Origin of the sequence: Metabacillus endolithicus (genome assembly GCF_023078335.1) — a bacterium.
Lineage (GTDB): Bacteria > Bacillota > Bacilli > Bacillales > Bacillaceae > Metabacillus > Metabacillus endolithicus.
In genome coordinates, this window is sequence record NZ_CP095550.1 from 3,673,188 (window position 1) to 3,688,006 (window position 14,819).

Annotated in this window: 13 protein-coding genes, 2 pseudogenes and 1 other annotated feature; of the genes and pseudogenes, 14 read left to right on the top strand and 1 reads right to left on the bottom strand. The window is 34.9% G+C overall.

Annotation, left to right across the window (positions count from 1 at the left end):
* The first annotated feature begins 157 nt into the window (after positions 1 to 157).
* Positions 158 to 381: a binding site (T-box leader), on the top strand.
* A gap of 43 nt (positions 382 to 424) precedes the next feature.
* The 6 genes from MVE64_RS18860 to MVE64_RS18885 all read left to right on the top strand — a co-directional run bounded on the left by MVE64_RS18860 (position 425) and on the right by MVE64_RS18885 (position 4,565).
* Positions 425 to 610 (top strand): hypothetical protein, encoded by a 186-nt coding sequence (locus tag MVE64_RS18860; RefSeq protein WP_247340252.1) that lies wholly within the window; start codon positions 425 to 427, stop codon positions 608 to 610.
* Between the two features lie 45 nt (positions 611 to 655).
* Positions 656 to 1,177, top strand: a complete 522-nt coding sequence (locus tag MVE64_RS18865; protein WP_281730508.1) for a pectate lyase family protein — start codon at positions 656 to 658, stop codon at positions 1,175 to 1,177.
* Between the two features lie 204 nt (positions 1,178 to 1,381).
* A complete protein-coding gene (locus MVE64_RS18870; protein WP_247340254.1) occupies positions 1,382 to 1,519 on the top strand; it encodes a hypothetical protein in 138 nt (45 codons plus the stop codon).
* 172 nt (positions 1,520 to 1,691) lie between these two features.
* Positions 1,692 to 2,099, top strand: a complete 408-nt coding sequence (mntA, locus tag MVE64_RS18875; RefSeq protein ID WP_247340257.1) for a type VII toxin-antitoxin system MntA family adenylyltransferase antitoxin — start codon at positions 1,692 to 1,694, stop codon at positions 2,097 to 2,099.
* Positions 2,089 to 2,490 (top strand): type VII toxin-antitoxin system HepT family RNase toxin, encoded by a 402-nt coding sequence (hepT, locus tag MVE64_RS18880; RefSeq protein ID WP_247340258.1) that lies wholly within the window; start codon positions 2,089 to 2,091, stop codon positions 2,488 to 2,490. The genes mntA and hepT overlap by 11 nt, the downstream gene beginning before the upstream one ends.
* Positions 2,491 to 3,026: 536 nt before the next feature.
* Positions 3,027 to 4,565: a glycine betaine uptake BCCT transporter gene (locus MVE64_RS18885; protein ID WP_247340259.1), complete on the top strand. Its 1,539-nt coding sequence runs from the start codon at positions 3,027 to 3,029 to the stop codon at positions 4,563 to 4,565.
* 149 nt (positions 4,566 to 4,714) lie between these two features.
* On the opposite strand, the gene MVE64_RS18890 is transcribed toward MVE64_RS18885, so the two are convergent.
* Positions 4,715 to 6,130: a sugar porter family MFS transporter gene (locus MVE64_RS18890; RefSeq protein ID WP_379052712.1), complete on the bottom strand. Its 1,416-nt coding sequence runs from the start codon at positions 6,128 to 6,130 to the stop codon at positions 4,715 to 4,717.
* A gap of 371 nt (positions 6,131 to 6,501) precedes the next feature.
* Between MVE64_RS18890 and MVE64_RS18895 the strand changes: the two genes are divergently transcribed.
* From MVE64_RS18895 to iolI, 8 genes and pseudogenes are all read left to right on the top strand, one after another.
* The gene (locus MVE64_RS18895) at positions 6,502 to 7,266 is read left to right on the top strand and encodes a DeoR/GlpR family DNA-binding transcription regulator (protein ID WP_247340260.1); all 765 of its coding nucleotides are present in this window, start codon (positions 6,502 to 6,504) and stop codon (positions 7,264 to 7,266) included.
* 20 nt (positions 7,267 to 7,286) lie between these two features.
* A pseudogene (locus MVE64_RS18900) lies at positions 7,287 to 7,674 on the top strand (tautomerase family protein).
* A gap of 413 nt (positions 7,675 to 8,087) precedes the next feature.
* Entirely contained in the window at positions 8,088 to 8,903 is an 816-nt protein-coding gene (iolB, locus tag MVE64_RS18905) for a 5-deoxy-glucuronate isomerase (RefSeq protein WP_247340263.1), read from the top strand.
* 18 nt (positions 8,904 to 8,921) lie between these two features.
* Complete coding sequence (gene iolC, locus MVE64_RS18910) at positions 8,922 to 9,914, top strand: 5-dehydro-2-deoxygluconokinase (RefSeq protein ID WP_247340264.1); 993 nt, start codon at positions 8,922 to 8,924, stop codon at positions 9,912 to 9,914.
* Between the two features lie 15 nt (positions 9,915 to 9,929).
* Positions 9,930 to 11,845 (top strand): annotated as a pseudogene (iolD, locus tag MVE64_RS18915) (3D-(3,5/4)-trihydroxycyclohexane-1,2-dione acylhydrolase (decyclizing)).
* Between the two features lie 17 nt (positions 11,846 to 11,862).
* The gene (gene iolE / locus MVE64_RS18920; RefSeq protein WP_247340265.1) at positions 11,863 to 12,777 is read left to right on the top strand and encodes a myo-inosose-2 dehydratase; all 915 of its coding nucleotides are present in this window, start codon (positions 11,863 to 11,865) and stop codon (positions 12,775 to 12,777) included.
* Positions 12,778 to 12,893: 116 nt separating this feature from the next.
* Positions 12,894 to 13,931, top strand: coding sequence for a bifunctional inositol 2-dehydrogenase/D-chiro-inositol 1-dehydrogenase (gene iolG, locus MVE64_RS18925; RefSeq protein WP_247340266.1), 1,038 nt, complete (start codon positions 12,894 to 12,896; stop codon positions 13,929 to 13,931).
* 27 nt (positions 13,932 to 13,958) lie between these two features.
* Entirely contained in the window at positions 13,959 to 14,810 is an 852-nt protein-coding gene (gene iolI / locus MVE64_RS18930) for a 2-keto-myo-inositol isomerase (RefSeq protein WP_247340268.1), read from the top strand.
* The last annotated feature ends 9 nt before the right edge of the window (positions 14,811 to 14,819 follow it).

Below are 14,819 nucleotides of genomic sequence, written 5' to 3' on the forward strand. Positions count from 1 at the left end.
CTAACTGATAAGGGAAAGCAAGTCATTGAGGAGTTCTATCCACGATTTCATTCAGGAGAGGTTGATATAGTATCGAGTCTGATGTATCAGAGAAAATCCTGCTTGCTAAGTTATTAAGAAGAGTGATTAGAGAAAATGGATTTTAAAAGTGAATATTCAATAAGTGATGAGAGGAAACCTGAGTAGTAGTTATCTCCTTGTTTGCAGAGAGTCGATGGCTGGTGTGAATCGACACATAGATAGCCACGAATTACATTCCTTGAGCTTTTTTTGTTACAAACGTAGCAAAGAACGGACGAACCGTTAATCGTTGAGTGGAAGAATATTATTTATTCTTCAATAAGGGTGGTAACGCGTGAAAAAGTCAACCACGTCCCTTTTTGGGGATGTGGTTTTTTGTTTACAAAAAATAGGAGGAATCATTATGAGTGAATTAATAACGAATTTAACCCAAGAACAATTACAAGAAGTAAAGAGACAGCTCAGTATTTACTCTCAAGGTGTACAAGAAATTATTCCAACTGAAGAGCTAGAACAGAAAATAGTAAAATCAGTATCTGAAAATCGCCCACTTAAGATAAAACTAGAATTAGATCCTTCAGCACCTTGAAAATGCACGTGCTGAAGCTCAAAAAAATAAAAAGAACAAATTGTCATAAATGTTGGTTCAAATACATCTATTATCGGAATTGGTAATGATGCCAAGATAATTGGGGGAAGTCTTATCTTAAGTAGAGTGGAGAACATTATTATTCGCAACATTGAGTTCGAAGCACCGCGTGAACTCTTTCCACAGTGGGACCCAACAGATGGAACATATGGTGAGTGGAATTCTGAGTATGATAATGTATCGATCACTAATGGAACTGAAAACGTATGGATTGAACATAATACATTTACTGACGGAGAACACACAGACGTGTCATTTGGAGAATATTTTGGCCGTACCTACCAACAGCACGATGGATTGTTAGATGTAACAAACGGTTCAAATTATGTGACTATATCGTATAACAAGTTTGAAGATCATGATAAAGTGATGTTAATAGGATCGAGTGACAGCAAAACGACTGACAGGGAAAAGTTAAAAGTAACAATTCACCATAATTATTTCAAAAATTTAACTCAGCGTATACCCCGAGTACGTTATGGGGAGGTTTACGTTGATAACAACTAATATGAGTTTACAAATAACTCTGACTATAAATTCGATTATGCACTAGGCGTAGGAGTTGAATCGAAAATTTATGCAGAAAACAATTTCTTCAACTTTGAATATGATGTAGATCCTTCTAGTATGATTCACTATTGGAAAAAAGCACATCGATTTATGAAGAAGGTACATTCATTAATGGATCTAGCAAGGCAAACAGGGTAGATCTTGTTTAAAGCCCATAATCAAGGAAATGAAGTACAATTAAATGAAAATGTAGGCTGGAAACCATCCTTGTACACCAAGGTTCACCCAACTCAGGCTGTTCCAGCTCTTGTAAAGGCAAAAGCGGGTGTAGGGAAGTAGATTAATATCCTAAATCCCTAACTCAGAAGACCCGTACAGCTATGCTGACGGGTCTTCTGAGCGCTTATGAGAATATTTATTTAATGGTGTTATATCTCTGTTGTGTTGGAGATACATAAGGATCGTGATGTTTGTTATAATAAAGTCAAGCCAAATATTGGAGGTAATTAAATTGGATAGTAAAATTCAGGCAGAAATAATAAATTTTCTAGTAAAAAAAATTTCTCCAACTTTAATATACATATTTGGTTCGACAGTAAAAGGAACAGCAAATAAGAATAGTGATATTGATATAGCATATCTTTCTGACCAAAAGCTGGATGAATACGAAACCTTTATGTTAGCTCAAGAGCTAGCTAGTAATATAAATATTGATGTAGATTTAATTAGTTTAAGGAAAGCTTCAACTGTATTTCTAAGTCAAGTTGTTAGTACAGGTAAGGTTATTTACTGTTTAAATGATGAAGTTAGAATGAATTTTGAAATGATGACCTTAAAAATGTATGCAAAATTAAATGAAGAACGACAAAGTATTATTGATAAAGTAGAGGAAAGTGGGTCTGTTTTCCATGAAGAATGACGTTGTTTTGAATAAGGTAAGTATAGTTGAACGATGTGTAAAGCGAGTTTGTCAAGAATATGAAAGTAACCCAGAAAATCTAAAAAACTTTACAAAACAAGACTCTATTATACTCAACCTGCAACGTGCATGTGAAGCAAGTATTGATTTGGCAATGCATATAGTTGCTGAAAAGAAACTTGGTTTACCACAAAGCAGTCGAGAAGCTTTTACATTACTGGAAAAGGCAAATATCATTACTCCTTCCCTTGAACAAAGAATGAAAGCAATGGTTGGATTTAGAAATATTGCTGTTCATGATTACCAAGAGATAAACTTAGTTATCTTACAAAAAATTGTAGAAGAACATCTAGTCGATTTTACTGACTATACCAAAACAATATTACGATAATTAAATAACAACTTTATTATATTAATAAAATTACAAATCAGAATATCACGATTTTATTAAAAACGTCTTAAAACTCCTTTATGAAGGGGGAAAGACGTTTTTTTAGTATCTTTGAACCTATGGTAAATGGAGATAATCAAGATCTGTTCGAATATTGGTGTATATGGTTAAATAATTCCATAGTAAACCGCTAGTCCCAGCCTATTTTCCGTATATATAGTTTGAATAACATTAAGAAAGGGTAGTAGTTATCATAGTTTAATTTTGCCTTGCTTGATATGAAGTTTTTCTAAATGTGTCTCTTTAGAATAAACTTTTCAGTCACAATAATAAATTATATTACAATTGAATTATTATGCAGGAAATATGAATGGTTTGATGGGAATGAGCTATAAAAATATAAAATTAAACAAAAAGCACGGAATAATAATAAATTTAGATGTATATTGATAAATGTTTTTATCTATGAAAATTTGCGATATTTTTAAAGCTAGGACATAATTAATATTTGAAAATAGCATATGAGGTGAAAATTTGTGAACAAAGTTAGTTCAGTTTTTTGGTACGCACTTGCGATTTGTGCGGTCCTGGTTGTTTGGGGAGCGGTGGCTCCAGAGCATTTACAGACTTTGACGTCAAATCTAACGTCGTATATATCAGGAGCATTTGGTTGGTACTATTTATTACTTATCATGTTGCTGCTAGCATTCTGTGTTTATTTAATGTTTTCCAGGTTTGGTAAAATCAAATTAGGTAAAGATGACGAGAAACCGGAATTTAGTACACTTAGCTGGTTCGCTATGTTATTTAGTGCAGGAATGGGAATGGGATTGGTTTTTTGGACAACCGCCGAACCAATTTCTCATGCATTTATAAGTCCGCCAAGATTTGAACCAGGTTCTGATGAGGCGATCAAACAATCGCTGCAATATTCCTTTTTTCATTGGGGAGTTCACGCCTGGGCAGTATATGGCGTTGTTGCTTTAGTTTTAGCTTATTTTAAGTTTCGTAAAGGATATCCTGGATTAATAAGTGCAACACTTGTACCTATATTCGGCGAAAAAAGAATGCGTGGTATGCTGGGAAAATTAATCGATACTCTTGCAATATTTGCTACAGTCGTAGGTGTCGCTTCCACTCTTGGTTTCGGTTCAGCGCAAATTAACGGTGGGTTAGCTTATCTATTTGATACGCCAAACAATTATGGGATGCAGTTATTAATTCTTGCCATTTCAACCGTACTGTTTATCTTCTCAGCATGGTCTGGAATTGGAAAAGGGATAAAATATTTGAGTAATATCAATATGGGTCTTGGATTTGCCCTTCTGTTGATCCTGTTTATAGTAGGACCAACATTATATATCTTGAATATGTTTACAACAACACTTGGTGGTTATATTACAAATTTCTTTGATATGAGTTTCCGCCTGTCTCCACTGAATGAAGATGGTCGAACATGGATTGATGGTTGGACAATTTTTTATTGGGCATGGTGGGTTTCTTGGGCACCATTCGTAGGAATCTTTATCGCGCGTGTTTCTAAGGGAAGAACTGTTAAGGAATTTTTATTAGGTGTTCTTATTGTCCCGGCACTCGTTTGCTTTATCTTTTTTGCTGTATTCGGTATATCTGCTTTGAATATCGAGCAAAACGGAATTGATGCTATTTCTCAATATTCTCTTGAAACGACAACATTTGGGGTTCTCCAGCATTACCCACTTGGAGATTTTATGGCATTCTTAACGATCATCGTTATAGCTATCTTTTTTATTACATCAGCCGACTCAGCAACATTCGTTTTAGGTATGTTAAGTACAGGGGGATCCATAAATCCGGCAAATCCGGTTAAGGTTACTTGGGGTCTTGCAATGTCTGCGATGGCAGCGATTATTGTTTACTTTGGCGGCACACAGGGGCTGCAGAATATGCTGATTATTGCTGCTCTTCCGTTTTCCGTCGTTATGATTTTGATGGGTGCTTCCTTTTATAAGGAAGCCCATCGGGAAATTGAAAAAAGAGTAAAAATAAAGGAAAAGAAGAAAAGAGAATCAACGAGTAGTCAAATAATAAGTTAATGTCATTTTAAAACCACCCTCTTAGTATGAACGGCACCCACAAAGCATTCTTTTGGGCCGGTCACAGGGTGGTTTTTATCTTATAGCAAACAGAATTTTTTAGAATTAAATAAAAAAAGCGCTTTATATAAAGCGCTTTATTTTTTGAGCTATTTAGCTATATTACTCAATTCTTCATTTGTAGTGTTATTGTTTTCCTTTCCATAGTTACGGAAGTATTCTTCTAATTGCTCAAGTGATAATCCTTTTGTTTCTGGTAAGAATTTCATAACAAACGTCATGGCGAATATTCCTAATACTACGAATACGAAGAATGTTGTGGATAGCCCAACTGATGCTAAAAGTACAGGGAAAGCTAATCCAATTAAGAAATTTATAATCCATAGACAGAAAACTGTAACTCCCATTCCAAGTCCTCTTAATCGTGTTGGGAAGATTTCTGATAACATTAGCCACGTTACCGGTGAAATAGCACCTTGTTGGAAAGCCAAGAACATTACTGTTAATGATAAAACAACATAAGGAAGAGCAGTCGTGCCTTCAAGTGTAAGTGAAAAAATTCCAATAAGTAGTAATGCTGTTGTTGTTCCTAATAATCCTGTTAATAGCATTGGACGGCGACCTACTTTTCCTAGTAGCCAAATTCCAACAAAAGTAGCTAGGACGGAAATAACTCCATTTGCGATATTACCGATAAGTGCTGCTCCTGTGTCAAAGCCGGCATCCTTAAGGATTTGAGTACCATAATACATAATAGAGTTAACACCTGTAATTTGTTGCACAACAGCAATTCCAATACCGATAAATACGATACGACGGACCCAAGGAACAGTCATGTCTTTCATAGTAGCTTGTTTCTGATTAGCTTCTTTTTGGAAAATAGATTTAATATCATTTAGTTCATCTTTTGCTTGCTTTTCTGATCTAATTTTATTTAAAACATTTAGGGCATCGCTGTTTTTCTTTTTAGATACAAGCCAACGTGGGCTTTCTGGTAGCTTAAGCATTCCAAAGAATAAAAAGATAGCAGGGAGTGCTGCAATAACTAACATATAACGCCATACATTCTCATGGTGACCCATTGTATTACCTAGAATTGCGTTGAATACAAACGCTAATAGCTGACCTGAAACGATCATAAGCTCGTTTTGGGTAACCATTCTACCTCTACTCTCAGCTGGAGACATTTCTGCTAGATAACTAGGAACCGTTACTGAAGCTCCACCAACTGCTAATCCCAATAGAAAGCGGAAGATAACCATTGTGGTTACGTTTGGTGCTAGTGTACATCCAATTGTAGCAAAAAAGAAGATAACTGCTAATAGGAGGATATTGTTACGACGGCCACTGTAATCGGCTAATCTACCACCAAACACTGCCCCTAGAGCTGCACCAAATAACAGTGAGCTTGCAACTAGTCCTTCAGTAAATGAATTAAGACCTAGTGTTTCAGACATATATGGCAAGGCTCCGTTGATAACACCGGTATCGTAGCCAAACAAAAGGCCACCAAATGTTGAGACAAATATGATTTTGAATAGAAAAGACTTTTGGGATTGATCCATATTAATTCTCTCCTTTAAAAGGTATTGGTTAGTTTTTGATTAACTTTTGGTAAATTGTTGTTAAAATGATCATAATATTAAAAGCGCTTTCAGTCAACGGAATTTTTAGAAAAATTTTCATAGATAGATATAAAACCTAGTTATAATAAGAGTTCTTCAAATATAAAGTTATCAACTTTTAATGATCAGAGTCATTAAATTGTAATTTTAATAGGGCGATTTGAGCAACTAATTAAAATATTTTGAATAAGTTATGGTTAAGTGTTGTGTATAAAGGGAAAAAGATTTATATTAAGAATAGGAAGGATAATAAGCTTTATCTTTTCTATCTAGATATTTACATCAAGACAACATGATATAAGAGGGATTTTATGATAAAGACAGAAAGAATTGAACAAATTGAGGATTATATCTTTCAGCATCAAACGGTTTCTTTGGATGAACTAGTAGAAGTTTTTGATGTTTCTAAGAACACAATAAGACGTGATGTTCAGCAATTAGTGGAACGAGGAAAGATTAAAAAGGTATATGGTGGGGTAGCGGTTAATCATGCCACATTAAAATCGTTTGACGAAAGACAAACGAAAAATCAGCTAGAGAAAAGGTATGTTGCGAAAGCAGCAGCAGATTTTGTACTAGATGGGGATATTATTTATATTGATTCTGGTACAACAACACTTGAGATGGTTGAATTTTTAAAAGATAAACAGGTAACCATCATAACGAATAATTTAGATTTTATTTTTAAGTCATTTCCTTATGAAAACCTAAATGTAATATCAACAGGTGGTGTGTTTGATCGCAAAACAAAATCATTTGTTAGCTTAAAAAATATGGATCTGTTAAAATCCTACAACATTAATAAAGCATTTATGGCTTCAACTGGAATTACGATTGAAAATGGAGTGACCCATTCGTCTCCACATGAAAGTGAAATAAAACAAGCAGTCGTACAAAAAAGCACCGAAATTTATTTGCTTATTGATCATAATAAGTTTGGTCGTTATGCTTTGATGACTTACTGTGATCTTGAAAATGTGGATTATATTATTACAGATAAAAGGCCAGGGGAAGAGTATCAGCAATTTACAAAAAAACATGGTATTCAACTTGTCATATCTGAACAAAAAAGTTAATTATTGAGGAGGGTACAAATATGCCATTATTACGATTTGATTTAGTTGAAGGAAGGGACGAACAACAGTTAAAAAAATTATTAGATACTGCTCATCAGGCAATGGTAGATGCATTTCAAGTGCCGCAACGAGATCGGTATCAGATTGTTCATCAGCATTCTCCAAGTGAATTGATCATTGAGGATACTGGACTAGGCTTTACTAGAACAAAAAACTTAGTCATCATTAGTATTGTAAGTAAAAAACGAACAACCTCTCAAAAAGCAACGCTTTATTCACTCCTTGCTGAGAGACTTAATACAGAATGCGGTGTATCACCAGAAGATCTAATGATTTCCATTACTGAAAATGGTGAAGCTGACTGGAGTTTTGTAGGAGAAGCCTCAGTTTCTAACAGGAAAGCTATAAATTTTAAAAAAGATGTAAGGGTGGTGCATTTGTTACCATTCTTACACTGTTAAAAAGTTATAGTAAAGATATTTGAATAAAATGAAAAAATTAAATATAATACCTTGAAAGCGCTTAATGTAAATGTTAATATCAAATTATATTAATTGATTCTTTCCTACAAAGACAATGAAATCGATTACAGTTAAAAACTAGTATTTTTATTAGTTAATACCATGGATATTCCTTAATAAGGGGAAAAAACAAAAAGTGTAAAAGGTATTAGCTGAAAGCACTCCTTCTAGGAAGGATAGATAAAACGAAGTAAGTTAATGAAATATAATTAACACATATTTCTTACGCAACAATGAAATCGATTGCAATAATCACAAATTATAATTTAGAATTCAAAGTTTAGGTTTAGGAGGATATTCATGAGTAAATTACTACGTAAGCCAGAGCAAAAGGAAATCACTGCTGGCGTTACACTTGTGCACGATGTTACATCAAACAATTCGACTTTAGAATATGTTGGATTTAAAATGATTGATCTTGTTTCAGGAGCTAAATATACAGAACAGTTAGGGAAACAGGAATGCTGTATTGTAGCTGTAACTGGGAAGATTAATGTATCAGATTACAATGTATCATTCAACAGCATCGGAACGAGAGAATCAGTTTTTGAAAAAAAGCCAACTGACAGTGTATATGTTTCGAATGATCAATCTTTCGAAATTGAAGCGGTAGGTCAAGCACGTGTAGCTTTATGTTATTCACCTTCAAATAAACAATTACCAACGAAACTTATAAGTGCTGCTGATAATAGCGTAGAGCATAGAGGTACAGGAAACAATCAGCGAATGGTTCAAAATATTTTACCTGATTCTGATCCCTCAGCTAATAGTTTGTTAGTTGTAGAGGTTTATACAGAAAGCGGAAACTGGTCTAGCTATCCTCCTCATAAGCATGATCAAGATCATTTACCAGAAGAGTCGTTTTTAGAAGAAACATATTATCACGAAATGAATCCTAAGCAAGGCTTCGTTTTCCAGCGAGTTTACACAGATGACCGCTCTTTAGATGAAACAATGACAGTTGAAAATAGCGATATGGTTATTGTACCTGTCGGATATCATCCAGTTGGAGTGCCAGAGGGATACACATCTTATTACTTAAATGTAATGGCAGGGCCATCACGAGTTTGGAAGTTTCATAATGACCCTGACCACGAATGGATTTTAAAACGATAAAAAGGAGACGTGATAACGATGAAATTGAATTTTAATCATGATAGAGAGTTTGATATTATCGCAATTGGTCGTGCATGTATTGATTTAAACGCTGTTGAATATAACCGTCCAATGGAAGAAACGATGACATTTTCAAAATATGTAGGAGGATCGCCTGCAAATATTGCAATTGGAAGCTCTAAGTTAGGACTGAAAGCAGGATTTATTGGGAAGCTAGCAGATGATCAGCATGGCCGATTTATTGAAAAATATATGAGAGAAATAGGCATTGATACAACAAATTTCGTTGTAGACAATGAGGGACATAAAACCGGATTAGCGTTTACAGAGATTAAAAGTCCAGAAGAATGTAGTATTCTTATGTATCGTCAAGATGTTGCGGACCTTTATCTAGATCCATCCGAAGTAAATGAAGAGTATATTAAGCGCTCAAAAATATTGCTTGTATCAGGTACTGCGCTTTCAAAAAGTCCATCCCGTGAAGCAATGCTTAAAGCAGTTAGTTTAGCTAAAGAGCATGATGTGAAAGTTATTTTTGAATTAGATTACAGACCATATTCTTGGCAAAATCCTGAAGAAACAGCTGTTTATTACTCTTTAGTTGCTGAGCAGTCAGATGTAGTAATCGGAACTCGTGATGAATACGACGCCCTTGAAAATCGTACCTCTGAGGGGAAAAATGAAGATACTGTTAACTATTTATTTAAACATTCTCCAGAGCTCATTGTTATAAAGCATGGTGTAGAAGGTTCATATGCTTATACAAAATCTGGTGAAATATTTAGAGGCAAAGCATACAAAACGAAGGTTCTTAAAACATTTGGAGCAGGTGATTCCTATGCTTCAGCATTCTTATATGCTTTGATTTCAGGAAAAGATATTGAAACAGCTTTAAAATATGGAAGTGCATCAGCCTCAATAGTTGTAAGTAAACATAGTTCATCAGAAGCTATGCCAACAGTAGAAGAAATTGAAGCATTAATTGAAAAGAACGAAACGATATCTGTTTAATAGAGGTGATAATAGATGGAAACAATACGATTAACTACAGCGCAGGCTTTGATTAAATTTATCCAACAGCAATATGTATCAATTGATGGTGAGGAACATCCTTTTGTAGAAGGGATTTTTAACATCTTTGGTCACGGAAATGTGTTAGGTTTTGGGGAGGCACTTGAACAAAATCCAGGAAATTTAAAAATAATTCAAGGTAAAAACGAGCAGGGAATGGCACATGCAGCCATTGCTTATAGCAAGCAAATGCTAAGAAAGAAAATTTATGCGATTACAACTTCAAGTGGCCCAGGATCGGCTAACCTAGCGACGGCTGCTGGTACAGCACTTGCGAATAATATTCCTATACTATTACTGCCAGCAGACACATATGCAACACGTCAGCCAGACCCGGTTTTACAACAAGTAGAACAAGAACATAGCATTGCCATTACAACTAACGATGCCCTTCAACCTTTATCTAGATATTGGGATCGCATTACTCGTCCTGAGCAGTTAATGTCTAGCTTGATTCGTGCGTTCGAAGTGATGACAGACCCTGCAAAATCTGGTCCTGCTACAGTCTGCATTTCACAAGATATTGAAGGTGAGGCGTTTGATTATGATGTGAAATTCTTTGAAAAAAGAGTTCATTATATTGATCGTAGATTACCTAACCAACGCGAATTAGATGGTGCAACTGATCTTATTAAAACAAGTAAAAAGCCAGTAATTGTTGTTGGTGGCGGAGCGAAATACTCAGAAGCAAGGGAAGTACTTATCGAAATTTCTGAAAGATATGATATTCCATTAGTAGAAACACAAGCTGGTAAATCAGCTGTTGAATCTTCGTTTAAAAACAATCTAGGCGGTCTTGGAATTACAGGAACGTTAGCTGCAAATAAAGCAGCGCAGCAAGCTGATCTTATCATTGGAATAGGTACTAGATTCACAGATTTTGCTACATCTTCTAAAACAATCTTTAACTTTGAAACAACTAAATTTTTAAACATAAATGTGAGTCGTATGCAAGCATACAAATTAGATGCTTTTCCAATTGTAGCGGATGCTAAATCAACACTAGAAGCATTGATTCCAATGCTAGAAGGATACAAGAGTGAATTTGGAAATAGCATTACAGAGTTAAAAGAAGAGTGGCTAGTGGAGCGAGATCGATTAAGTAAAATCACATTTAATAGAGAAAACTTCAATCCTGAGATAAAAAACCATTTCTCCCAAGAAGTACTTAATGAATATGCAGATGCATTAAATACAGAGCTACCACAAACAACGGCATTACTAGCAATTAATGAAACAATTGATCCAGATAGCGTAATTATATGTGCTGCAGGTTCCCTACCAGGTGACCTACAACGCCTATGGCATGCTGAAGTACCAAACACATATCACTTAGAATACGGTTATTCTTGTATGGGGTATGAAGTTTCTGGTACATTAGAAATTTGAAATTAGCTGAACCAGACAAGGAAGTTTATACAATCGTTGGAGACGGCAGCTTCCTTATGTTGCATTCAGAGTTTATCACATCTCTTCAATACAATAAAAAGATAAATGTTTTATTGTTTGATAATTCAGGTTATGGTTGTATTAATAATCTGCAAATGGACTTTGGAAATGGAAGTTATTTCTGTGAATTTAGAACAGATGATAACCAAATTTTAAACATTGATTACGCAAAGGTAGCAGAAGGTTATGGTGCAAAAGCTTACCGTGCAAATACTGTCGAAGAATTAAAAGCAGCTTTAGAGGATGCTAAAAAGCAAGATAGGTCCACTTTAATTGAAATGAAAGTATTACCAAAAACAATGACAGATGGCTATGATGGTAGCTGGTGGAATTTAGGTGTCCCAGAAGTTTCGAATCAAGAAGGTGTCCAAAAATCATACGAATTTAAGAAACAAAAACTTCAAAATGCAAAGCAATATTAATAGAGGGTGAGTAAAACATGAGAAAACAAGATATTCTGTGGGGAATTGCTCCTATTGGTTGGCGAAACGATGATATACCCGAAATTGGAAAGGATAATACATTATCACACCTATTAAGTGATATCGTTGTTGCAGGGTTTCAAGGAACTGAGGTTGGAGGTTTTTTTCCTGAACCAAAAGTATTGAATAAAGAGCTGAATCTACGAAACTTAAAAATTGCTGGCAAGTGGTTTAGTAGTTTTATTATCCGAGATGGTATTGAAGAGGTTTCTAAAGAATTTCATAAGCATTGTGCATATCTTCAAGAAGTGAATGCCAGTGTGGCTGTTGTTTCAGAGCAAACTTACAGTGTTCAGGGAACAAAGAAAAATGTTTTCGCTGAAAAACCGTATTTTACTGATGATGAATGGACTCTATTATGTAATGGGTTAAATAAACTTGGAGTAATAGCAGAACAGTATAATCTAAAACTGGTTTTCCATCATCATATGGGTACTGGTGTGCAAACATTACAGGAGATTGAGCGACTAATGGATCATACTGACCCGGCACATGTTCATTTGCTATATGATACAGGGCATATTTTCGTTTCAGATGGAGACTATATGACACTTCTAAAAAAGCATATTGATCGTATTAAGCATGTTCACTTTAAAGATTCGCGACCAGAGGTGTTAAATCAATGTAGAGAAAAAGGTAAATCATTTTTACAATCATTTTTAAATGGGATGTTTACTGTTCCTGGAGATGGTTGCATTGATTTCACAGAGGTCTATCAATTTTTGTTAGACCACAATTATAAAGGTTGGATCGTCATTGAAGCAGAACAAGATCCGGCAATTGCTCATCCATTAGAATATGCTTTACTTACTAGAAAGTATATAGATGAAAAGCTTCTGAAATTGAAGAAAGAAACGTTTAGTATTAGTTAATTATGAAAATATTTTTCTCATGTGTAGAGGCTAGTTCCTCTACCTCCTTGTTAAAAGAGAGAGAATGAAAGCGTTTATCTAGACTAATATAATGAAAAGTATTGGAGGAAACAAATATGACAATGAGATTCGGAGTTATCGGAACAGGTGCAATCGGAAGAGAACATATTAAGCGTATTAGCAATAAACTAGCAGGTGGAAAAATTGTCGCAGTAACCGATGTGAATCAAGCTTCTGCAGAAGATACTTTAGAAACCTTTGGACTAGATGCAACTGTGTACCCGGATGATAAAACACTACTTGCTGATCCTACCGTTGATGCAGTTCTCGTTACAAGCTGGGGACCTGCTCATGAAGCAAGCGTATTAGCAGCAATCGAAGCTAAGAAATATGTATTCGTAGAGAAGCCACTTGCAACAACAGCAGAAGGTTGTATGAGAATTGTAGAAGCGGAAATCAAACATGGAAAGCGTCTAGTTCAAGTAGGATTTATGCGTCGTTATGATAGCGGATATGTTCAATTAAAAGAAGCTATTGAAAACAAATTTATTGGTGAGCCATTAATGATTCGTGCAGCACATAGAAATCCAGAAGTAGGCGAGAATTACACAACAGATATGGCCATTCATGATACGTTGATACACGAGATTGATGTTTTACATTGGTTAGTAAACGATGATTACAAAACTGTTCAAGTAACTTATCCTAAAAAGTCCAAGCATGCACATGAAAACTTAAAAGACCCACAAATTGTTACTCTTGAAACAGAGGGTGGCATTGTGATGTCAGCTGAAATTAATGTTAATTGTAAATACGGCTATGATATTCAATGTGAAGTAATCGGAGAAGAGGGAGTTGTCAGCTTACCAGAATTCCAGAGTATTTCTTTCCGTAAAAATGCAATGTTTGGCACTAATGTATTAATGGATTGGAAAGATCGTTTTATAGATGCTTACGATAAAGAGCTTCAAGACTTTATGGATTCTATTAAGCTAACTGGTGAACCAAATGGCCCTACTTCTTGGGATGGTTACATTGCTGCAGTAACAGCAGATGCTGCAATTAAAGCACAAAATTCTGGAGAAAAAGAGCAGATTTCACTAAAAGAAAAACCAGCTTTCTACAATAAGCAAACAGAAGCAGTAAATGCTTAAAATTTACCTATAAGGGAGAGGTTAAATATGAAACTATGTTTTAATCAAGCTACTACATTAGAAAACTCTAATCTTGCAAAAGACTTAGAGTATTGTGAAAAGCATGGCTATGATTTTATTGAAATTCGCACGATGGATAAGTTACCAGAATATTTACAAGATCGATCAATTAATGATTTAGCAAATTACTTTCGTTCAAACCATATTAAGCCTCTTGCGTTAAATGCTCTTGTTTTCTTTAACAATCGTGATGATGCTGGATATAAGGAAACAATCGAAGAATATAAAAACATGCTGGAGGTAGCGGGGAAAATTGGTGCTCAATATGTAGTAGCTGTTCCTCTTGTAACAGAAACCAAAATTTTAAAAACAGATATTAAAGAAAGCTGTGTGGAAGTGCTAAAAGAATTATCTGATTTAGCAGAACCGTATGGTGTGAAAATAGCTCTAGAATTTGTCGGGCACCCACAATGTACAGTCAATACATTTGGTCAAGCCTATGATATTGTGCAAACAGTTGATCGTCAAAATGTTGGCTTAGTATTAGATGCGTTCCACTTTCATGCAATGGGATCTGATATTGAGGATCTTAAAAATGCAGATGGTTCTAAAATCTTTATCTTTCATATAGACGATACAGAAGATTTTCCAATTGGCTTCTTAACAGATGAAGATCGTGTGTGGCCTGGGTTAGGAGCAATTGATTTAGACAGCATTATTACAATATTAAAAGAAAAAGAATATAATGGTCCTGCTTCCGTTGAGATCTTTAGACCAGAATATTATCAATTAGATGCTGAAGAAGCAATTAAAACTGCAAAAGAAACAACATTGGAAGTTTTATCTAAATACTATGATATTGAGGTTGCTTCAAAATAATAAGCTCTA